A 24,114-nucleotide genomic window follows, 5' to 3' on the forward strand; every position below is an offset into this window, starting at 1 on the left:
ACCTATTCAAAGTTAAGGTTAACGCTTAATGGCTATTGTCAAACTTCACTATATCTAAGCTATGAATTGTATAACAAGTGAATTTTTGCCCATGAAAGGCTCTTATCCGAGCAATGCGGGGATTTGTTCCGCCACGGTATTAAGCTGCTCAGGTGGATAAACCACTGAGTCGTCATCTAATTGAGCTGCAAGCTGATCTATCATCCACTTTACACTGTCATCGGTCAGTATCGATTGCTTAGCTTGTAATACTAACTCGTGGTGAAAACGTTTACGTAGCTCCAATGGCGTTTCCCGCTTCGAGTCTTGGCCAATATCAATATTCACTTGAATATCTTGTTGTAAAAACGCCGATAACCCAGCTTGTAATTGGCCAATAGCAATATCTGCACACAGATGTTTTTGATCCGGTTTTAGGGTGAGTTGTATCGGGTTTGATACCTCTTTACACAAAGAGTTCACCCCAAGCTGTCTAACGCGCCCACCAACTTTAACTTGTGCCATGACTTGATACCAATGTAAGTCGACAGTATGACCAGTAATTTTATGGCCGATAACTGTGGGGTAACCAATAGCAGGTATCGTTTCAGCCACAGGTTCAACTTGTACATGCTGCTGAGTATCTACATCCGCCATTTCGACATGATTAGTTATCGTATCATTGGAATCAATACCAACAGGTGTCTTATGCTGCTCAAGTGATGGTTCAGTTGGCACAGACGATATAGCTGGCTCTGAAGGTAAACTTAAAGACTCACTTTGCGATAATCTTGACTGGACTTTTTCTGCCAGCTCTTCATCTGTTGGTGCTTCCCAAGGTGGCCTGTCATAAACGGTATCAGCTTGATGGGCGTGAGTGTTTTGAGTTGGTATAGTTGTTGTCGCTGGAGAAGTAGACTCTGCTATGACAGTTTGCGGCTCTTCATCTTGGGCCAATGATTGCTGCGGTGCTATTTTATCATTACTTTTAAGCTCAAGGGTGCTAACACTGCCCAGCTTAGATTGCTTAGCTTGCTGTTTATCTGCCGCTTTTTTATGTGAAGCATCTACTTCATCCTGCGCTTTATGGGCAATAACTTCAGCCAATAAAGTGTCTCTACTGGCTAATACGAGATCGAGAATGTCATCTAATGGGTCATCATCCAACTCAACCAATCCATCGGTATTGTTTATTATGCCATCATGTTGCTGAACTGATGAACTGACGGATGGATCTAATTGTTCACTATCAGCTTTAAGCCCTTTTGTTGGCTGAAGCGGAGTAAGTGATGCATCTCCAGCAGAGTGCTGATTATAAGCAAGATAATCTTCATAGTCGCTATTATCTTGGCCGTCATCGTCACCGTATTGAATATCACTATAGTCACCATAGTCGGTGGTAGAATATTGATCACTTAGTTGATCACTTGACTGGTTATGATCAATAAATTCAGGCTCAACTGCAGCCGTAATAGTCAGTTCCGTTTCAGATTGAAGGCTTATGTCAGTCTGACTATCACTTTCACTGTCAATTATCTTGGTAGCAGTGCTATTGCTAGCAAAGCCCATACTTTCAGCCTGATTAAGCACCATGGCCTGCTGGGCAATTAATTCTGCCGCCGCATCATCTTCATTATCAACGACAGCCTTATCGTCAAGGTCATCTTGAGGTTGAGGTTGAAGTTGAGAGTGCGAGTGGGCAGCTAACGGCGTACTTTGCTCAACCACTGTTTTAGTATCACTGGCTTGAGCACTAATATTTTCAATACTGGCGAGTTCTAAACTAGTGATCTCAATACCCGTCGCTTCTTCAGTATCAGCGGCTAAAGACTGTTGAATAACATTTTCAGTTGCGGACTTTGGGCGAGTCTCTATGACCTCTTGCGATATTAACGCGGCCTCAGTCAAATCGACTTTAGCTGGCGTGCCAGTCACCCAGCGCTTAGCTTGTTTTTCTGGCACAAATGCAACTGCGCGCAATAAAGCCATCTCTAAACCTGATTTTGGATCCGGGGCAAAAGGTAAGTCTTTGCGTCCAGCCAGTAACATTTGATAGTAGAGCTGAATTTGCTCAGCGGATATTTGCTGGGCAAAAGCCAAAATTTGTTCGCTATATAAAGATGACTGCGCCGCTGCTGGAGCAAATTGAGTCAAGGTGATTTGATGCAGTAATTCCAATAAGCTGCGCAGTACTTCTTGCGCATCAGCACCAAATGCTAACACCTTGGAAACCGTTTGCATTAAAGGTTCAATATCGGCATCACACAGGGCTTTTAACAGTGCAATAACCTGCTGCTGGTCAATACTGCCCAACATGGTTTGTACCTGTTGATGCATCACTTGACCAGAACCAAAGGCAATGGCTTGATCGGTCAAACTTAATGCATCACGCATACTGCCATTGGCTGCTTTAGCTAATAACGTCAGCGCCTGGTTTTCAAAGGGTAATTGCTCTTGGGTTAAAACAAAATCTAACTGTTTGGCAATTTCTTCTTGGGATAAGCTTTTTAAATTGAACTGCAAACAACGTGACAGCACGGTAACAGGTAACTTTTGCGGGTCAGTTGTCGCTAATAGGAATTTTACGTGTTCGGGAGGCTCTTCTAAGGTTTTAAGCAAGGCATTAAAACTGCTACGAGAAAGCATATGAACTTCATCGATTAAGTAGACTTTATAGCGGCCACGTGAAGGACGATATTGGACGTTATCTAATAATTCTCGGGTGTCATCTACTTTGGTTCGTGAAGCAGCATCCACCTCAATTAAATCGACAAATCGACCTTGAGCGATTTCTTCACAACTTGAACATACGCCACAAGGATTTGCCGTCACGCCTTGCTCACAGTTTAAGCCTTTGGCAAACAGACGCGCTAAACTGGTTTTGCCGACCCCACGGGTGCCGGTAAATAAATAGGCATGATGTAAACGTTGCTGACTTAATGCGTTAGTCAGCGCTAATAACACATGCGCTTGACCGACCATTTGTTCAAATTTGGCAGGGCGCCATTTACGGGCTAACACCTGATAAGACATGCAATTCCCCAAGCTAAAAAGTTCGGGAATTGATCCCGCTAATTATGCCAAACAATAACATGCAAAACAGCCACAGGCTATTGTTTGGCGGCTATTAGCTGGCTTTATCAACAATTCAATCCTTGTTGATAAAGCTGCTTACTCACCTTCAAACTCACATAAGCTTAATACTTCTATGCCCATGCCTTTTAAGCGTGCTTCGCCACCAATTTCAGGTAATGAAATAACAAAGGCTGCATGTTTAACTTCACCACCTAATTGGCGGATTAGCTTAACCGTTGCTTCAATTGTGCCACCTGTGGCTAATAAATCATCAATCACTAACACTTTGTCATCGGCATTTATCGCATCAATATGAATTTCTAAAGTGTCTTTGCCGTATTCTAGTTGATAACTTTGGCTGATGGTCTCGCGCGGTAATTTACCAGGCTTACGCACCGGCACAAAACCGATACCGAGCTCAAGCGCTAAAGGTGCACCAAATAAGAAACCGCGTGCTTCAGTGCCTACCACCTTGGTAAAGCCTTTAGATTGATAATGTGCAACTAATAAAGCAATAGTGGCTTTGTAAGCTTCTGCATTTTCTAAAAGGCTGGTGACATCGCGAAACATGATGCCCGCTTTAGGGTAATCAGGAATGGTTTTAATGCTTTGCTTAATCAGCGCTAAACTGTCTTTATTCATCATAATGAGAACTCTTTAAATGTGATTGCAATAAAAAAGCCCCACTGGGGACTATTTTAATTATAGAAGCGATCTTAAGCCTGTTGTCTATGGCTTGCAACTGTTGTGCAATTATTCTGTTAACTCTGGGATCTGCCACAAATAAAGCAACAAACCACACAACATACAAAACAGCATCGCTTTCACCCAAATAATGGGCACTATGGTGATACTTAACGCAAAACTTAATGTGGTCATTATCATCGCGCGGCGCTTTAAAGATTTATCCATTGCCCGCTTAGTTTGCCAATTATGTAATGCTTCAGAAAACCAAGGGTGTGTCATTAACCATAGGTGCAGTTTGTCACTTGAACGCGCAAAACAAAATGCTGCCAATAGGATAAAAGGCACTGTTGGCAATACAGGCAGAATAATACCGATGATGCCAAGTATTAAACTAAGTAGTCCTACGCAAAGATATAAGCCGCGCTTTAGTATCATACTTAGTCACCCTAAAATAAAAAACCACTCTACATGAGTGGCTCTGGTCTTGCTGGTTATTATAACCTAATGCCTGGTCTAAATTAAGCCAGATATTTTTAACCAAGTTAATGTGGCTGGCAGTGTCGGAATAAGTAAAACAGCAATAAAACCAATTAAATAAAAAATGTTGAATGGATCTTTAAACGGCTCGCTCATGATATTTCCTTCGGCAAAAGAACTTGGTTATGTTTGACCTGTGTTCCAGTTAACATATCGCGTTATATATTACGCAAAAAACGTGAACCGGATCACAACGGCGGCATTTTACTGGGAATCATTGACAATAAAAACCTTAAATTTTTTATGGCCTTTATTGTCAATATTATCGACTGGTAACGACAATGCCTTTTTCAACCATTTGCGACAACAATTGCACACATCCATTGGTCAATACCTCGGTTTGCATCTGTGGGTATTGCTCTGTTAACCAAGTGACTATTTCAGCTAATGTGAAGTTCTGCTGTTGCTGATTTTTCCCTGTTAAATCGGTACGCTGTGCAACTAATGCTAATACCTGTGCGGTTAATGGGTTCAACTGTAAGAATGCCACCTCATCGTCAAGGTCACGGTAAACACAAAAATATTGCGGTTGCTCAGGCGGTTCAACTGGCTGATAATCTACACTAATATGTTGCACATCAAATTGGTATTGCGCCACTTTTGCACAGGCTGATATTTGCAACGGGCAAGTCGCTAACTGTTCAATGGTTAGTGCTTGCTGTGTTAGGCTAGCTTGAGTGGTGGCAACCACTAATTCTAACCATTCATAATGCGCCAACTCTAATAGAAAAATCGGGTCAGTCGGTTTTAATTGATACTGCTGTAAAAACGCTAAAAACTCGCCTGCTATTTCAATAAATATAGGCGTGTGACAATCATGCTCAACAAAAAACTGTTGTACTAACGCAAGCCAGTTTGATTCATGGTACAGAGTTTTAACAACCGGAAATGCGCTAGAAATAAAGCCATTAATATTATTAAAGAATAACTCACGGTAAATCGTCATACGTCTTGGCTCAATACCTTCAGGTAATGGCTGACTAGGATCACGTATGTAGTTCATAAAGCCCTGTTGAATGGCAGTAAATTCCATTAGGCTTTCCTCACTGTTAGTGCCGCTGTTGCTTGCTGTTGAAATGCATGTATTTGGTTGATTTCTTGCAATAATATTTCTGTCGGCGGTATATTAAAATCACGTTCTAACAAGGTAGGTTTGACCCCATGAATGCGATAACACTCCTGCAATAATGCCCATACAGGATCGATAATATCTGCCCCATGAGTATCAACCATTAAGTCAATATCTTCTTGATAATGTCCCGCAATATGCAAGTAAGCGATACGTTCTGTAGGCATAGCTGCTAAAAATGCATTAGCGTCATATTGATGATTAACGGAATTAACATAAATGTTATTCACATCGAGCAACAGTTTACAATCAGCCTCAGTCAGCACAGCATTAACAAACGCTAGCTCAGTCATCTGCGCGCCCGGAGCGGCATAAAAAGACACGTTTTCAACAATAAAAGGTCGCTCTAAAATATCTTCAACTTGCTTTATACGTTTGGCAGTGTGGATAACCGCCTCTTCGGTAAACGGTATTGGCATTAAATCGTACATATGCCCAGCCCCAGAACAATAACTTAAATGTTCTGAGTAAATTTCAATCTTATGTGAGTCTAAAAAGGTTTTGATATTTTTGACAAACTCAGTATCAAGTGGTGCAGGGCTGCCAATCGACAACGAGAGCCCATGACAAAAGAAGGGATGACGTTCGGTAAGCTGTTTGAATTGGCGCGCATATTTGCCGCCTAAGGTCATCCAGTTTTCTGGTGCCACTTCAAAAAACTCTATCGCTTTAGGAGTAAGCAGACAGAACTCGTCCAACATTTCCCGCCTAAGACCTAAACCTACCATCGCATTAGGCATTATTTGATGGGCAGCAGACATAGACAAATCCTTACAACAAAGTACTTATTTACAATAAACATAAGGCCTGAAAACAGGCCTTATTTGGAGAATAATTGTTTAGATAAATTTGTGGTTATTTGTTACCACCACACTTACCTTCACCACATTTACCTTCTTTGGCTTTTTCAGCAGTTTTTTTCATGTCGCCGCCACACTTGCCTTCGCCACATTTACCTTCAACTGCTTTTTCAGCACTTTTTTTCATGTCGCCGCCGCACTTGCCTTCGCCACATTTACCTTCGGCTGCTTTTTCAGCGCTTTTTTTCATGTCGCCGCCGCACTTGCCTTCACCACATTTACCTTCAGCCGCTTTTTCAGCTGTTTTTTTCATGTCAGCGCCGCATTTACCTTCACCACATTTACCTTCGCCACCATCTAATTGGTAACCTTGGGTCAGTTGCTCGAATCCAAATGGGTTTGCTTGTGCTTCTGTTGCCATGCCAGCACTCATTACTACTGCGCCTAAAGCCACTGCTAAGGTAGTTTGCTTAATTGAGTTCATGTTTTGATTCCTTGTAAATAAATTTTGAATGATGACCAACATCATTGCTGGCTTGCATATAAAGACCTAGCGACTAAATAATAAATTTCAAAAAATTTAAAATAATTTTAACTTGATCAACATTTGCCATTCCTAAAGCTGTTAGGAATTAACAAAGCTACTTAATCATAGAGCATATCCTGATGGTTTCAATACGTTTTTAAATTTTAAGCTTAAGCCTGTAAAACTAACACTGGCATCATCCGAGTTTCAGGTTAAAATGACGCCCTTTATTTTTAACCTGTGAGAATGCTGTGCGACTTGTATTAGCGCCGATGGAAGGCGTAGTTGATGATTTGATGCGCGATATTTTATCCACTATTAACCCTTTTGATTTAGTGGTTACCGAATTTGTGCGTGTGGTGGATCAACTATTACCTGAAAAAGTCTACTATAAGCTATGCCCTGAACTGCACAATAATGGTTTAACACCTAACGGTACACCGGTAAGAGTGCAATTACTCGGTCAACATCCTGAGTGGATGGCTGAGAATGCTGTTCGTGCGGTTGAACTTGGCTCCCGTGGTGTAGATGTTAACTTTGGCTGCCCAGCAAAAATTGTTAACAAAAATAAAGGTGGCGCTGTCTTACTTCAATACCCTGATAGTCTTCATAATATTGTAAAAGCCATGCGCCAAGCCGTACCAGCTGAACAGCCGGTTACCGCTAAAATTCGTTTAGGTTACGAAGATAAGTCACTGTTTATGGAAAATGCTCTAGCCATATATGAAGCAGGTGCGAGTGAAATAGCCATCCATGCCCGCAGTAAAGTTGATGGATACAAGCCACCTGCTTATTGGGAATACATCACTGAAGTTAAAAAACGCTTACCTATACCTGTTATTGCCAATGGCGAGATATGGAATGAAGCCGATGCAAAACGCTGTATGGAAGTGACTGGCTGTAGCGACATTATGATTGGCCGCGGCGCAATTTCATTGCCTAATTTAGGGGCGTGTATCAAAAATGGTAGCCAACCTTATACTTGGGCTGAAACCTTAGATTTACTGCTCGGTTATACCGATAAACAATTGAGTGGTAAAAAAGCAGATTACTTGCCTGCACGGATTAAACAATGGTTTTGTTATTTGAATAGACAATACCCACAAGCAGATGATTTATTTCGTGAATTAAGAGTATTTAAAACCGCCGATGAAATTGTATCTGTGTTAAACAAAGCACAACACGAACTCAATTAGATATTGGTTACTTTTCTCCTACCAACCTTTCGGTTAATTGTCTTTTTCGCATGTGTAGATTAACAAAATTTAATCTACACATGCTGTTTGATGGCTAAAATCTGACTCAGAATTGATCTTCATCATAACTCAGGTTTTTCTAGCCCGTAAAATGGCATGCTATATTGATTATCTCTAATAAAGGTTATGTGGTGAAAAATCAGGACATTCGAGCGCAATTATCAAAAATTGAGATAGCGCTTAGATCAGAAATTGGTCTTGGGCTTATTCAGCAGCATCTTGCAGATCTGCAGCTCAATATTATTCAGCAAATGGATTTATCTAACCTTATTGATTATCTTGGCGAATTAAAGCTTACCGATTGCGGCTCATTTGAGCGCCTAATGCGTTTAGACGCCGCATTATGCCAACTTGATTTAGGCTTATATGGTCTATGTTCAGATTGTGAATCAGAAATAGAAGCATCACGCTTACAAAGCGATCCCACTGAACAACGCTGTAGTATCTGTGCCGCTCGTTACAACCAGGAACATCGGCATGAATTACGTTTAAACCATTAATATTATGATGATACCACTGGAACAAAACCGTTAACCAACAATGCTGTATTTTTATATCAAAACCTTTTAATAAGTATTACTTGTTGGCATGGATATTTAACAGCTTAAATCAATCTGCTTTGGGAACCGAATTAAGCATCATTCGGGCTAAGTTATCAAAACGGGCTTCTCTTTGTGCCATGTTGTTATCTGGTTCGGTAAAGCCTTGGGCTAACACACGCCAGAAAGGTTGTTCGACGATTGGATTAAATAAGGCTATCAGCACAGAACCTTTTTCATGTTCGCTATCCACTCCCTGAGTAGCAAGCCCTGGCACTAACCCGGCCTTAGCTAATATTTCAGCATCGCTCATCTCTGATGCTAATGCCATACCAAAACCAATCGTCATTTGTGGAGAGTCAGTAGTATTTACCACCAGATAGCCTTTTTCAGCCATTATCTTATCTACTGAGTCACGTAACTGAGTCTTTAAGGTTTGTTCATCTATTTTATTGGTTGTATGGACTGAAAACATGCTTGCATGCCAGGCATAGGTTTTGGCAACAGAAGATAAATCACCGCTAGTAACCATAGTAACGCGGCTTGTTGGAATCGACTCGATATTGGAGGCGGAACACGCTGTTAGCATAACCATACAAACAGAGAGAATAAACTGACTAAAGTGTTTTAACATAAATAATGGCCCTATTTTCGCCACCTTTGACTCAGATGACATTGTGCAGTGTTAGTGCAGTGTTAGTGCAGAGTTTGATACAAAATCGCGAAAAATATTCGAGTCAATTAACCCGATAAACTTAAGATAACAATAATTTATTAACGAGTATCTATTCTTGTAAACTTTTTATTAGATTGTCATTACGTTACTGGTTAGAATGCCAGCCATTAATGTATTGATCCGGATAAATTGACTCAAAATGGAACTGGTCTTCGCCATTGCATTGTTTGCATTCTCTTCAGGTATCACCCCTGGCCCTAATAACATCATGTTAATGACATCAGGTGTTAACTTTGGTATTAAACAAAGTGTACCTCACCTTCTTGGCATTAGCCTTGGATTTCCGCTAATGATCCTTGCTGTAGGCTTAGGCATGGCAGCGGTATTTCAAACCTACCCCATCTTACATACCATCATCAAAGTGCTAGGGATAAGCTATTTGTTATACCTCTCATGGCTTATTGCCAATAGCAGTAGCAAGATGGAAGGTAAAAAAATCAGCAAGCCTTTTAGCTTTCTACAGGCAGCGGCTTTTCAATGGGTAAATCCCAAAGGCTGGATTATGGCTGTGGGCGCAATAGCCACATTCACCACTGTACACCAGGATCTCACACCTCAAGTTATCACTATTGCCGGTGTGTTTTTGTGTGTCGCATTTCCCTGCGCCATCGTTTGGCTTGGCTTTGGTGTCGCCTTAAAGCGCATTCTTAAAAATGAACGCCAACAACGAATATTTAATATCAGTATGGCAATATTACTCGTGGCATCCATCATTCCGATGGTCATTCCAAATCATTAAAAAGATAGGCTAATTTATGTCAGATTTACATCCATGCATTGCTGAATCAGAAAATTGGGTTAAGCGGGTAATTGTAAAATATAATATTTGCCCATTTGCACGACGTGAAGTGGAGCGCGGCACCATTAGATACTACGCCTGTGAAGAAGCTAAAGTAAAAAAGGTGCTTGAAGCCTTTGTGATGGAATGTATTTTACTTGAACAGCAACCAGACATTGAAACTACGCTGTTTATTTTGCCCCGAGGATTTGAAGGCTTTTATCCCTATCTTGACCTAGTTGATTTAGCCAACGACCTTTTAGTTGAGCAAGGATTTGAAGGAGTGTTCCAAATAGCCAGTTTTCACCCTGACTATTGTTTTGATGGTGAACCTCAAGATAGCCCAGCCAATTATACTAATCGCTCCCCTTACCCAACATTGCATCTTATCAGAGAGGCTAGTATGGAAAAGGCCTTAGCGGATTATGATGATCCTGAGTCAATACCAGAGCGAAATATCGAATTTGCTCAGCGTAAAGGGAGCGAGTTTTTTATTAAGTTGCTTAAAGAGTGCCAGCAGTAAGTTCTCTTATCGCGACATAGTCACGATAGCGTCAAACCCAAGCCTTAAGGAGTTACCTTGAGGCTTTTTTATTAAAAAAAATACACCTAATACATTGTCTTAATCCATGCTAGTAAATAAGCTGGATAACAACCAATAAGCAGTAAATATTTACAGCTTTATAACAATAAAAATGCATCACGCTTGTTTGATTTATATCGTGATTCGGTTAGCTTAGTCAGCGATTACCGATCTAATAACCGTAGCAGAAGGGATAAGGACATGAATAAGGCACTCGTTTCATTGTGCGTCTTAAGTAGCATAACCGCCACAGCGGCCTTTGCGGAACAAGCAGTAGTACAACAAACAACAGTAAAGGCAGCATTAATGGCAGAGCAAACAGACAGCTTTCAATGGCTTGAAGAGGTCGAAGGTAAAAAGCCTTTGGCTTGGGTAACTGAAAAAAATGCCCACAGCGCAGCAGCCATAAAGTCTTATAAAGGTTTTGAAACCTTAGTAGATAATTCACTGGCTATTTTAAACAGTAAAGACAGGATCCCCTATGCCGAACGCAAGGGTGAGTACCTGTATAATTTTTGGAAAGACGAAACCCATGTTCGTGGCATATATCGCCGTACTAGCTTAGCCGAATACGTAAAAGATGACCCTAAATGGGAAACGGTTTTAGACATAGATGCCATTGCCAAAGCCGATGATGTCAGCTGGGTCTTTAAAGGCATTAATTGTCACACCCCTGACAATACGCTGTGTTTAGTATCACTTTCCCGTGGCGGCGCAGATGCGGTTGAAGTGCGGGAATTTAATCTAAAAACTAAAAGCTTTATTAAAAATGGTTTCTTATTACCCGAAGCAAAATCTGATCTCACCTGGTTAAACCAGGATCAAGTCTTTGTCGCGACAGATTTTGGCGGCACCGAAGGCATGACAGATTCAGGCTATGCTAGCGTAGTCAAACTTTGGCAACGCGGCACTGCCTTAGATAAAGCCAGCTTTATTTATCAGTCAGATAAAAGCTCAGTCGCCGCAGGCGCTCAGGTACTGGATGATGGTGAATCGAAAATAGTGTTAATTGGCGATTATCATACTTTCTACACTGCCAGTCACTTTGTCTATGATCAAGGCAAACTCACTGAATTGAATATTCCCAAAGACGCTGAAATTAAAGGCTACTTCAAGGGTAATATCTATCTTGAACTTAAAAGTGAGCTAACCAGTCAAAAACTGGCTCAAGGGGCTGTCGTTTATGCGCCTGTCGCCTCTCTTATTAGCGCCAAACCAGAATACCAGTTATTAACCGCCCCTGATGCCCATTCAGCTATCGCGCAGGTCGCTTTTAGCAAAAGCGCGGTATACGTTAACTACCTGGAAGATGTAAAAAGCAAACTGTTACGTTTTGAGCCCAAAGCAGACAGCAGCTGGGTACAAACTCCGGTGGCATTCGATGCTAACGGCAGCCTGACTATTTTTGACATAGAGCAAGACAGAGATGATTTCTATGTCGATTACAACAGCTTTCTCGAGCCTTCTAGCTTGTATGAAGTGCAAGGTAATACATTAGCGATCAATAAACTAAAGTCGCTGCCACAACAGTTTGATGCTGAAAGATTTGTTACTGAACAATACTTTGCCACCTCAAAAGATGGCACTAAAGTACCCTACTTTGTGGTGATGGATAAAAACCTGAAGTTCAATGGTAAGAATCCAACCCTACTTTACGGTTACGGCGGATTTGAGATTTCACTTCGCCCTAAATATTCAGCAACCATAGGTAAAAACTGGCTAGAACAAGGCGGTGTGTACGTATTATCAAACATACGCGGTGGTGGCGAATATGGCCCAGCTTGGCACCAGGCGGCGTTAAAGCAAAATCGTCATAAAGCCTATGAAGATTTTGAAGCCATAGCAGAAGATCTTATTAGCCGAAACATCACCTCAAGCCAGCATTTAGGCATTCAAGGCGGCAGTAACGGCGGCCTATTAATGGGCGCAGCGCTGACTCGCCGCCCTGACTTATACAATGCTGTGGTATGCCAAGTACCGTTATTGGATATGAAACGCTTCAGTCAATTGTTAGCGGGAGCTAGCTGGATGGGCGAGTATGGTAATCCAGATATCGCTGAAGAATGGGCTTATATTAAAACTTATTCGCCGTACCATAATTTAGATAAAAGCAAAAAGTATCCTAAGGCCTTCTTCACCACCTCAACCCGTGATGACCGTGTCCACCCTGGGCACGCCCGTAAAATGGTCGCTAAAATGGAGTCTATGGGAATTGATGTGCTGTATTACGAAAATATGGAAGGTGGTCATGCTGGTGCAGCAGACAACAAACAAGCTGCCGAGCTTTCAAGCTTAGTGTATGCCTATTTGCTACAGCAGCTGAAATAACGGCTAAAGTTACAGCTCAGGTAGTTGCAGCGCTAATCACGCTATTTTTGTCGTGATTAGCAAGCTGTATTAACAGTCTGTACTCGCAATCCATAATAACCAGCAAAACACAAAACCAGTCAAATGACTGGTTTTTTTGAGCCAATTATTTATACAGAACAATATAGTAAAGGGGATTACATTTGTTTCGGTTAACTAAAATACTTATATTTATCAGAAACTAAACATGTTTATCTCTGTGATTGAAAATGACCTTTTAATAAATGGCCATCTCATTTCCTCCATAAGATAACAACCAATCGCAGAAAAGATTAATACTTTTAACCTAAAAATCAAACCACAACCCCCACCTTAAGACTTACAAAAAAAGCATTAAAATTAGAATGAGAAATACCTAAAGGCATGATAGATATAAAAATTAATAAATTTCACTAAAATCAACCAACTTCCCACCCCCTACTTTATTACTAATACTGTAATTTATTCTAGGATCTGCAAGTCGGCTTTCATGCTCAACATGTAAACAAATTGTTACCAAATCAACCTAAAACCCAACCGGCGCACTACAAAAAATAAACAAATGTGTCACTTTTTAATCTATTTTGGATAAGTCTCGACATTCATGGAGGCAACAACAATATGGAGAATCAAATGATACAAAAACATAAAATAGCCCTTGCGGTATTGGCAGCTCTGAGCACACTTCCAATTCAATCCCAGGCAGCAGAATTACTTCTAGTCGACAGTTCAAAAGCGATTAAAGATAATTATATCGTGGTATTTAATACCCCTAGCGTGTTGAATCTTCAAGACGTATCAGCCTTAGCTGACTTTTCAACTCAGCAAGCGAATATACTGGCCACTAACTACGATATTAGCGTAGTAAAAAACTTTGGTAGTGCATTAAATGGTGTATTAATTAATGCCAATGCCAAACAAATTGCTGAACTTCAAAATGACCCCAAAATTAAATACATAGAACAAGATCAAATGATGTCTATCTCACCGGTGATAACGGCCAGTGGTAATCAGGGAAGCCCTACCTGGGGGTTAGACAGAATAGATCAGCGAGATTTACCCTTAGATAATAACTATCACTATGATTACGATGGTTCTGGTGTCACAGCTTATGTGGTTGATACTGGAGTACTGACTAGCCATAATGAATTTGGTGGCCGCGCCAGTAGTGGTTATGATTTTATTGATAATGACTTTGATGCCACTGACTGTAATGGTCACGGTACACATGTAGCGGGTACGATTGGTGGTTCAAGTTACGGGGTTGCCAAAAACGTTAACATCGTCGGTGTTCGCGTACTAAATTGTAGTGGGTCTGGCAGTAACTCAGGCGTCATTGCTGGTATTAACTGGGTCAAAAATAATGCCTCAGGCCCTTCAGTTGCTAACATGAGTTTAGGTGGCGGCGCATCACAAGCAACCGATGATGCAGTGAATGCTGCTGTTGCAGCAGGTATCAGTTTTGTTGTCGCTGCTGGTAATGACAATAGCAATGCTTGTAATTACTCTCCTGCTCGTGCAGCCAATGCTGTCACAGTAGGCTCAACAACAAGCTCTGACTCCCGTTCAAGTTTTTCCAACTATGGTACTTGTCTTGATATTTATGCCCCAGGTTCAAGCATTACTTCAGCTTGGTATACTTCAAATAGTGCAACAAATACCATCAGCGGAACCTCAATGGCAGCTCCCCATGTAGCTGGTGTTGCTGCGGTTTATCTTAATCAAACTCCAACTATGACGCCAGCTCAAGTGACAAGCTTACTGACCACGCGTGGCAGTGGCGGTAAAGTATCTGATGCAAAAACGGGCTCACCCAACACACTGCTATTCTCGTTAGACGAAGTGGGTGGTTGTGGTACTAATTGCCCACCGCCAACAGATACTGAGCTTTTAGATGGACAAGCTATTAGTACTTCTGGGGCTCAGGGTTCAGCGAACTATTATTTCATCGATGTGCCAGCAAATGCTTCAAGTCTTGCCATTGCATTAGCTGGAGGATCTGGTGATGCGGACATTTATGTCAGTCAAGGTATCAAACCGACAGTGAATAGTTATCAATGTCGCCCCTATAAAACGGGCAATAATGAAAGTTGTGATTTTACCAATCCAGCTGCGGGTAAGTGGTATGTCATGGTACAGGGTTATGCAGCCTACTCAAATGCTAACCTAATGGCTGACTATAGCGTAGGAGGCGGCACCAGTTGCTCAGGCAGTGATTGTCTAGTCAATGGCGTAGCAAGAACAGGCCTAACTGGCACTAGCAGTTCGCAGACTTTCTATAAAGTCGTTGTACCCGCAAACAAAACATTGACTGTAGCGATGAGTGGTGGCAACGGCGATGCGGATTTATATGTTAAAGCCGGTAGCCAGCCTAGCACGAGCAGTTTTGATTGCCGTCCATACAAAAATGGCAATAATGAAACCTGTTCACTAACCCCTACAGTGGAAACCACCTACCATGTAATGATGTTAGGATACACTAGCTATTCGGGTGTAAGTTTAGTAGCAAGTTATTAATATTTGATAAATATTAATAACTAAAAATGAAACTGCCGCTTATTTCTGACTAGAAGTAAGCGGCATTTTTAATCTTACTTTTTTGATTCATGGTTGAGTTAAAACAACACGTGTATCACTCTAGACTGATGAAAAGTGCACTGCAGTAATTAACCTTGTGCACTGATACTAAAGTTTCACAAAAAAGCAGCCTTAATCATGCTGCACAAATCAAGGTACAGTAAAGCCTTACATATCACCTGCAACGGGTAATCGAATATAAAACCGAGAACCACAGCCTGGTTCAGAGTTATAGCCAATGCTGCCATTCATTGCTTCAATAAGCTCCTTACACAGTGCTAAGCCTAAACCAGTACCGCCTTTAGCTTTAGAACTACTGGCGTCGGCTTGGGAAAACTTTTCGAAAATTTTATCTTGAAAGTCTTCAGGTATACCGGCTCCTTGATCTTGTACGGCAATCTCAACCTCACCTGCAATAATCGTCGCCGACAAAGTAACGCTTCCTGTAGCTGGTGAAAATTTAACTGCGTTAGAGAGAAAGTTGATCAAAATTTGTAACAAACGATGTTCATCAACAAATAGCCAAATCTCATCCATTGACTCATCCAGTTGTAATGCTAAAGTGATATTATGCAGGTCTGCGTATGGCTGATGATCATCAATCGCTCTTTGTAAAAGCGGCACTATATTTAAGCGCTGCATTTCAAATAACATTTTACCTGCCGCAAGTTTTTCAATGTCTAATAAGTCATTGATCAAGCGACTGAGTTGCATACAGTTACTGCTTGCTATGTCTATCAGCTTCTCCGCTTTAGCGGGTAAAGTGACAATTTTTCCAGACTGTAATAAGTTTAAGGCGCCATAAATAGACGTTAAGGGGGTACGAAGCTCATGACTTACCGTTGAGATGAATTCATCTTTCATTTGCTGTAATTTCATTCTGTCGGTAACGTCTTGCACAGATCCTATCATGAGAAGATCTGGATTTTTATCTTCAGTAACCAATTGCCCTAATTCATGTACCCAACGCACTTCACCGTTAGGCTTAATGATGCGGTGAACCACGTTGTGAATACCTGTCAAGCGTGCCTGCTGCTCACTTTTTTCCACTTTATCAATATCGTCAGGATGAACAGCGCTTTTAAACAGTGTCACACTCGGCACGATATCCTGTGCGTCAAAACCAAAAATCTGATAAATAATCGGCGACCACCATAAGGTTCCATGTTTAAGCGATGCATGCCAATAACCAATTTGAGCTTGCTCACTGGCTAAGTCAAGACTTTGCTGGGCAACATTAAGCTGTAAATTGAGTTCCTCAAGTTTGAGGTAATATTCTTTAGTCTGGGTAATATCATGAATATAACCATGCCATAAAGTACTGCCGTCGGGCATCATTTCAGGTGTAGCTTTGCCAGATAGCCACATAAGTGAATTGTCATCCCGGTAAACACGATATTCCTGTTCCCAGATAGTCTGTTGTTGACTAGATTGCTCAATACTGTGGCCAACAGCAGCTAAATCTTCAGGATAAATTTTGGCAAATGCATTCGATGCATCGCTAAGAACCTCTTCCGGTGTCACACCATAAATATCTTTAATTGCATCACTAGCATAAGGAAACGCACTGCGTCCGTCAGGCCATAACTGGAACTGATAAACTACACCAGGAAGCTGCTGGGTCAATTTTAACAATTGGTCCTGCAGCTTATTTTCTTTAGTGACATCCATGATAAAACCGTCGAGAAACTGCACTACTCCGTTACTATCATATTCGGCGGCGCCATGCTCTTCCACCCACATAACTGAACCATTTTGATGCAACACACGGTAAGTGATTACCCAGCTAGATAGATTCAGTATCGCTTTTTCAACAAGATTAACTATAAGTACCCTGTCTTCTGGATGAATAACACTGGCATAACTGCGCACAGTATTATCGATAAAATCACTAGCAGAATAGCCTACAAGCGAGTAGATATGCTCGCTCATAAATAGCATAGTCCAGTGCTCATCGGCTTTACATCGGTAAGTCACCCCAGGGATATTGGCGACCAAAGTCTTAAACTGGTCTCGGCTGTGCATTAATGCTAACTGGTTATGCTTTTGTGTGGTGATATCGGCATGGGTGCCGTACATCATAAGAGGCTTACCATCAGCGGTATATGAAACCACTTTACCTCTGTCATGTACCCATACAAAGTGGCCGTCTTTATGTTTCATTCGACATTCAATATCATAAAACTCGGTTAAACCATTAAAATGCTCTTGGAGTGAGATATTAGAGTTAGCTAAATCATCTGGATGTGTCATAGCTATCCAGGTTTCTATCGAAATGGGTTCAAGCTCCTCAAGCTGATAACCAATAATCTCAGCCCAGCGATCGTTATAAACCGTTTCACCGGTTTCAATATTCCACTGCCAAGTCCCTATTCGCGTTCCTTCTAGAACTGAGCGATAAAGTAACTCACTTGCCGCTAATTGATCATGGGCCTGCTCTTGTAATCTGTCGTGAATTTCCTGTTCAACACTCTTAGCAAACCCGAATACCATCTGGCGCTCTTTTTCAGTAAAATGGCGAGGCTGGCTATCAATAAAGCAAAGTGTGCCAATATTTTGCCCTTTAACCACCAAAGGCACACCGGCATAAAAGCGAATAAATGGTGCGTCTAGCACTAAAGGATTATCTGCAAATCGGCTATCAAGTAAGGTATCTGGAACTTCAAAAATGCCCTTTGATAAAATGGCATGGCCACAGAATGAGATATCTCGGCCGGTCTCGCAGGCATCAAGACCTTGTTTAGATTTAAACCACTGTCGGTCGGTATCAACCAATGATACAAGCACGATTTCTGTACCTAGGCACAGTTTTGCTAACTGGGTTAAGCGATCAAAACGTTGCTCTGGCAGCGTATCTAGCAGCCCAGTATTTTGTAATACGATAAGTCTTTCTTTCTCGCAGGTAGGCAACAAAGGAGTTTGCATCAGTTACTCCGGATTATTTGTGTCTTGTGATGCAAAGTAAGCCTGATAAATAGATTCTAATTTATCGCCAAGACTCATAGCATCGAAGGGTTTTTCAATAACAGCAACTGCGCCAGCATTCAAATATTCTTGCATTTCCGACTGCTGAATACGCGCGGTCATAAAAACAACTGGGATTGTTTGGCAATGGGGTTTTTTACGAATTTCAGCCAGCGTTTGTAAACCATCTATACCCGGCATCATGGCATCTAACAATATTAGGTCTGGCGTAAAGTGCTCCACCTGTTTGATGGCCTCATAACCACCATCGCAAGATACTAAAGTAAACCCAGATATATCAACCAGAGCCATTTCGACGATAACTCGAATTGTCTCAGCATCTTCTACGTGTAAAATTTTCTCTAGTGGCATGCAGGCTCCAGTATGATGGGGATCCCCAAAAAATTGAGTTAAACTGATTTACTAATTATTGTATGATAATTTCTTTATAGCAAACTAAGTTGTTGAATAAAATCATTGATTCACAATAGCTCAGGATTATCTATATAGATAGATATAAGTGCTGGATTCAGCAACAAGATATCGATTAAGCTGCTATTATCTTTACATATAGTAAACTTAAAAAGTCATCATAAGCCGAGAACCATAGTTATGAAAACGAATAAAGAGCCTGTTAATCAGCATTCGGTCAATGACATTGATGAAAATATCACAGATAAGTGTAGCTCAGAATCGACAACTAAGACGCTCGAAAATTTACTACAACCTTTTGGGGGGAATGAGAAATTCTATCGGCGCTTAATCAGCGTTTTTGAAGACAATTTGGAGCAACAACTGCAAAATTTGGCATTGATGATCGCGCAAAAAAATGCCAAAGAAATACTGGGAATTGTCCATACTCTTAAAGGCAGTGCAGGATCAACGGGCTTATCATCATTGTATCGCGATTTGTGTGAGTGTGAAACTAAGCTAAAGCAAGCTTATGACTCTAATGCTTCAGCCTTTGATATGCTTTGTGTCGACCTAGCTGAACAATTACGTTTTGTAGCACAAACGGATCTATCGAGTATTCATGCACTTTTACTCAATCAATCACAAATAAAACCCTCAGAGTCAGCACCGCAGCAAGCTGAATATACCCTCACTGAACTGAAGTTGATCCTAGCTGAACTTAAGCAACACCTAGACGATTTTAATCTCAAAGCTGTCGATATCGCTGAACTACTTCAAAGTAACCGAGCCCAGAAGCTATCCCTTGAGCACAACTTCACTGCGTTATGTGATGCTGTAGAGGTACTTGATTTCGAAAAAGCACTTACTGAATTATCTTCCCTATCTGAAAGATTATAGAACTCGCTTTACCTCATAGGTACTATCCCCAAAAACAATGCAGTATAGGCAAAGTTTTATAATTTTATTGCACTCAACGAGTAGACCAAAGGCATCGCTTGGTTATTTTTAATCATCTGATAACGTGGGACTTCACTACTTTCATCCAAGCTTAGCCCTGCAAAGCAATTATAAGGGCTATAGTCAAATTCATTAAAATGCTTAAGCTGTAAACCCGCAGCTAATAATGCATTAATCACATCGCTTATCGGATGTGCCCAAGTAACCACAGTATGTTCAGTACCATCACAATTTTCAGTATAAGTACCTTCTTGTTCTATATCCGGTTGAGCGCGATTAAAATAACCATAGCCTTCCACTACGTCATTAAATGGATGAAATTCGGCCATATAAAATAATCCCCCCGGCTTTAAACTATTGACTATGGTTTGGGCCCAAAGGGTTAAATCAGGTAACCAGCAAATTACCCCAAATGAAGTAAATACAATATCAAACTCAGGTTTAACTAATTCACCAAATTGATAAACATCATGGCAAATAAAGCGAGCATCGACATTAATTGCAGATGCAAGCTCATTAGCCTTTTCAATCGCACTATCCGATAAATCGACACCGGTAACAATCGCACCTTTTCTAGCCCACGATAGGCTGTCCAAACCAAAGTGACATTGTAAGTGAAGCAAGGTTTTGCCGTTAACGTCGGGTAACTCATGCGTCTCAATTTCAGTTAATGATGATGCGCCATTTAAAAAACCGTCGACGTCGTAAAATTTCGAGGCTACGTGTACCTGAGTTCGAGCATTCCAGGTAGCTTTGTTGCTGGTGAGATAATCTTTACATAAATCCATTTAACGTTCCCAAAATAAAACCGAGCATATGCTCGGCTTGTATTTTACTAATATTAATAGTGATAGTGGTAGTAAACCTATTTTGATAAGGTAAATTTACTGACGGTTCCCGACATACCACTGGCATCATTTAGGAGTAGGTCATTCAACTCAGCAATTTGATGGACTATATCTTGGGTATGTTGATAAATTTCACTAATTTTTAATGCGTTACGATTAACTTCTTCCGCAACAGCAGATTGCTCATGTGTAGAAGTCGCTATTTGCTCATTCATTCTATCTATCACACCTACATGCTCTACGATAAGGCTAAGCTCTTTACCTGCATGCACTGCTTCATCCACACTTTTATCAGCTTGTTCTTTACCACGTTCCATCGCTTTAACCGCCAGTGCAGCACCCGCTTTAAGCTTATCAGTCATCGTTTTAATATCTTCAGTCGATTTTTGAGAACGTTGTGCCAATGTACGTACTTCATCTGCAACAACAGCAAAACCTCGTCCTTGATCTCCCGCCCTTGCAGCTTCAATAGCAGCATTAAGTGCCAATAAATTTGTCTGCTCAGCAATAGAGCTGATCACATCCAAAATAGTGACAATATCATGCACATCTTGATCTAAATTTTGAATTGCTGTGGCGGCATCACTAATCTCATTCGCTAACGCTTTAATCGCATAGCTAGTTTTACTCACATCACTATTACCCAGTTTAGCCTCTGAATTAGCTTGAGCAGATGCTTCTGATGCTTGCACGGCATTAGCCGCAATTTGGGTAACGGTAGCACTCATCTCGGTCATCGCTGACGCGACTTGCTCAGCTTCAGCAGAACCTTCTGATACATCTGTTTGCATTGCACTGGTAAAGCCATTCATCTTTTCTACAGCATTGACCAAACTGAGCGCATTTTTCCTCACTTGCATGATAATATTTTCAAATTCCACCATCATGCTGTTAAAGGACAATGCCAGCTGGCCAAACTCGTCAGAGGTTTGATGGTCAATGCGAGTGGTTAAATCAAAATTAGCCCCTACATGAGTAATGGTTTGTTGTACTTTTCGTAAGCTAACATGTAAATATTTAGCAATACTTAGAGTCACAAGCACAACAAATGACAGCGCTATAATTAACGCCAGTAATGAAGTAAACATTTGCTGGGAGGCATAATCTAGCTTAGATTGCGCCAATTGCTGTAGCCTTTGTGCCAATTTTTGTTCGATATCGGCAAGAATATTTATTCTAACAGTTGATGTTTTAAACCAATCTTCTGGGTTTTGTTGTGCTATTGCATCGGTATTTTGCGAAAAACCGATATTGCGCATATTATCAACATCTGTAAACGCCGCTGATTGTAATGCGTCTTTATATAATTGCCCATCTTCGCTTAATGCCGACGCGATAAAACGCTCAGCATAGGTATTTTGCTCCGCAACTAGCGTGACAAATTTTCGGAACATTTCAGGCTTAAAACCTTGCTGGCCAAAGGTCGTACTTAATACCGCACGTTCAATACCTGCGCGCTCTTTAGCTTGTAAAAATGCAGCAAAAGATTTTAATCGTAGCGCCAACTCACTAATACTGGTTTCATCAGCTGCATTGTCGACCATAGATAATAGTAACGTATTCATGTGGGTGTAATATTTAACTTCATCCGCAACCGAAATGGTTAATGAATCAACAGAGACCCGCAACTGCTGCAGTTGTTGTAATGATTGAGTCACTTGAGATAATTTATCGCTAAATACTGGTGGTAAATCAGAGCTTTCTGCAACATCATGAAATATATTAATTTGTTGATCAGTCAGCTGCCGCTGTTTTGGCAGAGCATCTTTGAAAGATTGACCATTAGAGCCAATAAAACCCGCGCTCATTCCGCGTTCTTTTTGCAGTTCATGTACAAAAGCACTATTGGTTACCGCTAACTCAGTTAATACTAGAATAAGATTGAGTTGTTGCTTTGTTTGATATTGATTATAGACAAACATACCGCCATAAATAATGGAAATAAGTAAAGGGGGAAGTGCTAAAAATGCTAGTTTTTGTGAAATTTTAAGATTACCAATCCATTGCCAATTCATAAAAATCCTTATTTATTCGTAATTAACACACACATTTATAATAGACTATATCGACTAACACCCTGAAAAACTAAAGCAAAAAACATGTTATAAGTAAATAATAGCTTAAAATGTGATATGTATCGTGTAATTACTCTAGTTGCTGACAAAAGGTGATGATCAGTTCAGGCCATTCGTCAACATCAGCCATACTTTGCGCTACATGCAAAGTCGTATTAGGCAGCACTTCAGCTAAGGTTTTCGCACAGGACAAAGGGTGCGTTTCATCACCGTCCCACGCAAGGATTAAACAAGGAATATTAAGCTTAGCTAATTGCTCATGTGTTGGAAAATCATTCTCAGCTGCGGCTAAAAACAGCTGTTCAAGGCTACCTCGCTTCATACTTTTTAAGCCATCAAGCATGCCCAAAACGCTGTGTTTATGAGCGTCAATCAGCCACGAAGGCAGCATTCTATCAATATGTTTGGCATTAATTTTAGCCAACCCTTTACCACCAAGCATTTTGGCGGCTTTAGCAACTTTGTGATAATACTCTTTTTGCTTAAACCTTAATTCCCAGGCGGTAGGCGGGTTCATCAAAATCAGCCCTTTAACCCATTCAGGATGAAGAATGGCGCTAAATAAACTGCTCGCACAGCCCATTGACTGACCGCCTAACACGACTGCCGTATCACTAAGCACCTTAGTGCCGAGTTGATAGGTATCTTCAGCAAGGCTTGTCCAAAGATAGTCTGATTTGTTATTTGTTGTGGCAGATAAACCATGACCAATAGCATCAAATCGCAATAGGGTGAGTTTTTTAGGGAATCGATGCCAAGCATAAATCCCTAACGCATCTTCACTTTGCATGCAGCCAAGCAAACCATGAGACCATATTAACGCGGAGCCCTTACCCGTTGAGCGATAATTAAATTGATTAATATCAAAAGGGTGTGTCATGGCAAGCCTCCTTATATAGGGTTCACAATGTGTTCAGATTTTTTAGCCAGTTACGATTTCAATTAATCGATTAATAAAGGCTTCAACCGCTTTTTCATTATCAAACTTAAAGGCTAAACCGTAGTGAATTTCTGATAGACCTTTATTGCGTCGAGTCGGAAAACGGGTCATTTGCGCATTATGATGATAATCATATTTTGCATGTACACCTTCAATAGTAGCTAATTCGCTGGAAAATACCTCAAAGGCGGGTCGAATAATCAACAAAGGGGTTTTGGCATCAAGGTGTAAATACACTGCCTCTTTTAACTCTGGCAGCATATATTCGGTAACGTTTTTGATATTAAAGTTACTGCGGCAATTTACATTTGTTAGTGCTTGAATAGCTTGTTCGTGGGATAGGCTCATAAGATCCTCTGCATCATTAG

Annotated in this window: 20 protein-coding genes; 7 read left to right on the forward strand and 13 right to left on the reverse strand. The window is 40.9% G+C overall.

The window, feature by feature from the left end; translation table 11 throughout:
- Positions 1-102 precede the first annotated feature (102 nt).
- From dnaX to ACRWQM_RS10730, 6 genes are all read right to left on the reverse strand, one after another.
- Positions 103-3,012 carry a DNA polymerase III subunit gamma/tau gene (dnaX, locus tag ACRWQM_RS10705; RefSeq protein WP_434929976.1) on the reverse strand — a complete coding sequence of 970 codons (2,910 nt, stop codon included), beginning with the start codon at positions 3,010-3,012 and terminating at the stop codon, positions 103-105.
- 138 nt (positions 3,013-3,150) lie between these two features.
- Entirely contained in the window at positions 3,151-3,702 is a 552-nt protein-coding gene (gene apt, locus ACRWQM_RS10710) for an adenine phosphoribosyltransferase (RefSeq protein ID WP_226415957.1), read from the reverse strand.
- A gap of 105 nt (positions 3,703-3,807) precedes the next feature.
- On the reverse strand, positions 3,808-4,176 hold the full coding sequence (locus ACRWQM_RS10715; RefSeq protein ID WP_226410244.1) for a YbaN family protein: 369 nt from the start codon (positions 4,174-4,176) through the stop codon (positions 3,808-3,810).
- 364 nt (positions 4,177-4,540) lie between these two features.
- Positions 4,541-5,311: an HvfC family RiPP maturation protein gene (locus tag ACRWQM_RS10720; RefSeq protein ID WP_434929977.1), complete on the reverse strand. Its 771-nt coding sequence runs from the start codon at positions 5,309-5,311 to the stop codon at positions 4,541-4,543.
- Complete coding sequence (locus ACRWQM_RS10725) at positions 5,311-6,168, reverse strand: HvfB family MNIO-type RiPP peptide maturase (protein ID WP_434929978.1); 858 nt, start codon at positions 6,166-6,168, stop codon at positions 5,311-5,313. The genes ACRWQM_RS10720 and ACRWQM_RS10725 overlap by 1 nt, the downstream gene beginning before the upstream one ends.
- Before the next feature lie 94 nt (positions 6,169-6,262).
- Entirely contained in the window at positions 6,263-6,691 is a 429-nt protein-coding gene (locus tag ACRWQM_RS10730) for an HvfA family oxazolone/thioamide-modified RiPP metallophore (RefSeq protein WP_434929980.1), read from the reverse strand.
- Between the two features lie 293 nt (positions 6,692-6,984).
- Between ACRWQM_RS10730 and ACRWQM_RS10735 the strand changes: the two genes are divergently transcribed.
- Complete coding sequence (locus tag ACRWQM_RS10735) at positions 6,985-7,929, forward strand: tRNA-dihydrouridine synthase (protein ID WP_226410248.1); 945 nt, start codon at positions 6,985-6,987, stop codon at positions 7,927-7,929.
- A gap of 191 nt (positions 7,930-8,120) precedes the next feature.
- Entirely contained in the window at positions 8,121-8,489 is a 369-nt protein-coding gene (locus tag ACRWQM_RS10740; RefSeq protein WP_434925863.1) for a TraR/DksA family transcriptional regulator, read from the forward strand.
- A gap of 109 nt (positions 8,490-8,598) precedes the next feature.
- On the opposite strand, the gene ACRWQM_RS10745 is transcribed toward ACRWQM_RS10740, so the two are convergent.
- Entirely contained in the window at positions 8,599-9,162 is a 564-nt protein-coding gene (locus ACRWQM_RS10745) for a DUF4136 domain-containing protein (protein WP_434929981.1), read from the reverse strand.
- A 241-nt stretch (positions 9,163-9,403) separates the two neighbouring features.
- On the opposite strand from ACRWQM_RS10745, the gene ACRWQM_RS10750 reads away from it, so the two are divergent.
- The 4 genes from ACRWQM_RS10750 to ACRWQM_RS10765 all read left to right on the forward strand — a co-directional run bounded on the left by ACRWQM_RS10750 (position 9,404) and on the right by ACRWQM_RS10765 (position 15,488).
- Positions 9,404-10,003, forward strand: a complete 600-nt coding sequence (locus ACRWQM_RS10750) for a LysE family translocator (protein ID WP_434925861.1) — start codon at positions 9,404-9,406, stop codon at positions 10,001-10,003.
- 16 nt (positions 10,004-10,019) lie between these two features.
- Positions 10,020-10,565: a DUF1415 domain-containing protein gene (locus tag ACRWQM_RS10755; protein WP_434925860.1), complete on the forward strand. Its 546-nt coding sequence runs from the start codon at positions 10,020-10,022 to the stop codon at positions 10,563-10,565.
- Between the two features lie 261 nt (positions 10,566-10,826).
- Positions 10,827-12,953, forward strand: a complete 2,127-nt coding sequence (locus ACRWQM_RS10760; RefSeq protein WP_434929982.1) for a prolyl oligopeptidase family serine peptidase — start codon at positions 10,827-10,829, stop codon at positions 12,951-12,953.
- A 651-nt stretch (positions 12,954-13,604) separates the two neighbouring features.
- Positions 13,605-15,488 (forward strand): S8 family serine peptidase, encoded by a 1,884-nt coding sequence (locus ACRWQM_RS10765; protein WP_434925858.1) that lies wholly within the window; start codon positions 13,605-13,607, stop codon positions 15,486-15,488.
- A 228-nt stretch (positions 15,489-15,716) separates the two neighbouring features.
- Here ACRWQM_RS10765 and ACRWQM_RS10770 read toward each other — a convergent pair whose 3' ends face one another.
- Together ACRWQM_RS10770 and ACRWQM_RS10775 are read right to left on the reverse strand one after the other, a co-directional pair.
- The gene (locus ACRWQM_RS10770; RefSeq protein ID WP_434929984.1) at positions 15,717-18,473 is read right to left on the reverse strand and encodes a PAS domain-containing protein; all 2,757 of its coding nucleotides are present in this window, start codon (positions 18,471-18,473) and stop codon (positions 15,717-15,719) included.
- A 3-nt stretch (positions 18,474-18,476) separates the two neighbouring features.
- Positions 18,477-18,884: a response regulator gene (locus ACRWQM_RS10775; RefSeq protein WP_434929986.1), complete on the reverse strand. Its 408-nt coding sequence runs from the start codon at positions 18,882-18,884 to the stop codon at positions 18,477-18,479.
- 240 nt (positions 18,885-19,124) lie between these two features.
- Between ACRWQM_RS10775 and ACRWQM_RS10780 the strand changes: the two genes are divergently transcribed.
- Positions 19,125-19,823: an Hpt domain-containing protein gene (locus ACRWQM_RS10780; RefSeq protein ID WP_434929987.1), complete on the forward strand. Its 699-nt coding sequence runs from the start codon at positions 19,125-19,127 to the stop codon at positions 19,821-19,823.
- Positions 19,824-19,879: 56 nt separating this feature from the next.
- On the opposite strand, the gene ACRWQM_RS10785 is transcribed toward ACRWQM_RS10780, so the two are convergent.
- The 4 genes from ACRWQM_RS10785 to ACRWQM_RS10800 form a co-directional block, all read right to left on the reverse strand.
- Positions 19,880-20,671 (reverse strand): class I SAM-dependent methyltransferase, encoded by a 792-nt coding sequence (locus tag ACRWQM_RS10785; protein WP_434929988.1) that lies wholly within the window; start codon positions 20,669-20,671, stop codon positions 19,880-19,882.
- Between the two features lie 77 nt (positions 20,672-20,748).
- Entirely contained in the window at positions 20,749-22,746 is a 1,998-nt protein-coding gene (locus tag ACRWQM_RS10790; protein WP_434929990.1) for a methyl-accepting chemotaxis protein, read from the reverse strand.
- A gap of 130 nt (positions 22,747-22,876) precedes the next feature.
- Entirely contained in the window at positions 22,877-23,686 is an 810-nt protein-coding gene (locus ACRWQM_RS10795) for an alpha/beta fold hydrolase (protein WP_434929991.1), read from the reverse strand.
- 42 nt (positions 23,687-23,728) lie between these two features.
- Positions 23,729-24,094 carry a hypothetical protein gene (locus tag ACRWQM_RS10800; protein ID WP_226410258.1) on the reverse strand — a complete coding sequence of 122 codons (366 nt, stop codon included), beginning with the start codon at positions 24,092-24,094 and terminating at the stop codon, positions 23,729-23,731.
- Positions 24,095-24,114 lie beyond the last annotated feature (20 nt).

Source organism: Shewanella sp. HL-SH5 (assembly GCF_051163755.1).
Taxonomy (GTDB): domain Bacteria; phylum Pseudomonadota; class Gammaproteobacteria; order Enterobacterales; family Shewanellaceae; genus Shewanella; species Shewanella glacialimarina.

Coding starts and splice junctions, on each gene's coding strand:
- dnaX (WP_434929976.1), bottom strand. CDS start 3,012: ATGTCTTATCAGGTGTTAGCCCGTAAATGGCGCCCTGCCAAATTTGAA.
- ACRWQM_RS10760 (WP_434929982.1), top strand. CDS start 10,827: ATGAATAAGGCACTCGTTTCATTGTGCGTCTTAAGTAGCATAACCGCC.
- ACRWQM_RS10765 (WP_434925858.1), top strand. CDS start 13,605: ATGATACAAAAACATAAAATAGCCCTTGCGGTATTGGCAGCTCTGAGC.
- ACRWQM_RS10780 (WP_434929987.1), top strand. CDS start 19,125: ATGAAAACGAATAAAGAGCCTGTTAATCAGCATTCGGTCAATGACATT.
- ACRWQM_RS10750 (WP_434925861.1), top strand. CDS start 9,404: ATGGAACTGGTCTTCGCCATTGCATTGTTTGCATTCTCTTCAGGTATC.
- ACRWQM_RS10800 (WP_226410258.1), bottom strand. CDS start 24,094: ATGAGCCTATCCCACGAACAAGCTATTCAAGCACTAACAAATGTAAAT.
- ACRWQM_RS10790 (WP_434929990.1), bottom strand. CDS start 22,746: ATGAATTGGCAATGGATTGGTAATCTTAAAATTTCACAAAAACTAGCA.
- ACRWQM_RS10745 (WP_434929981.1), bottom strand. CDS start 9,162: ATGTTAAAACACTTTAGTCAGTTTATTCTCTCTGTTTGTATGGTTATG.
- ACRWQM_RS10730 (WP_434929980.1), bottom strand. CDS start 6,691: ATGAACTCAATTAAGCAAACTACCTTAGCAGTGGCTTTAGGCGCAGTA.
- ACRWQM_RS10720 (WP_434929977.1), bottom strand. CDS start 5,311: ATGGAATTTACTGCCATTCAACAGGGCTTTATGAACTACATACGTGAT.
- ACRWQM_RS10795 (WP_434929991.1), bottom strand. CDS start 23,686: ATGACACACCCTTTTGATATTAATCAATTTAATTATCGCTCAACGGGT.
- ACRWQM_RS10785 (WP_434929988.1), bottom strand. CDS start 20,671: ATGGATTTATGTAAAGATTATCTCACCAGCAACAAAGCTACCTGGAAT.
- ACRWQM_RS10715 (WP_226410244.1), bottom strand. CDS start 4,176: ATGATACTAAAGCGCGGCTTATATCTTTGCGTAGGACTACTTAGTTTA.
- ACRWQM_RS10775 (WP_434929986.1), bottom strand. CDS start 18,884: ATGCCACTAGAGAAAATTTTACACGTAGAAGATGCTGAGACAATTCGA.
- ACRWQM_RS10770 (WP_434929984.1), bottom strand. CDS start 18,473: ATGCAAACTCCTTTGTTGCCTACCTGCGAGAAAGAAAGACTTATCGTA.
- ACRWQM_RS10755 (WP_434925860.1), top strand. CDS start 10,020: ATGTCAGATTTACATCCATGCATTGCTGAATCAGAAAATTGGGTTAAG.
- ACRWQM_RS10725 (WP_434929978.1), bottom strand. CDS start 6,168: ATGTCTGCTGCCCATCAAATAATGCCTAATGCGATGGTAGGTTTAGGT.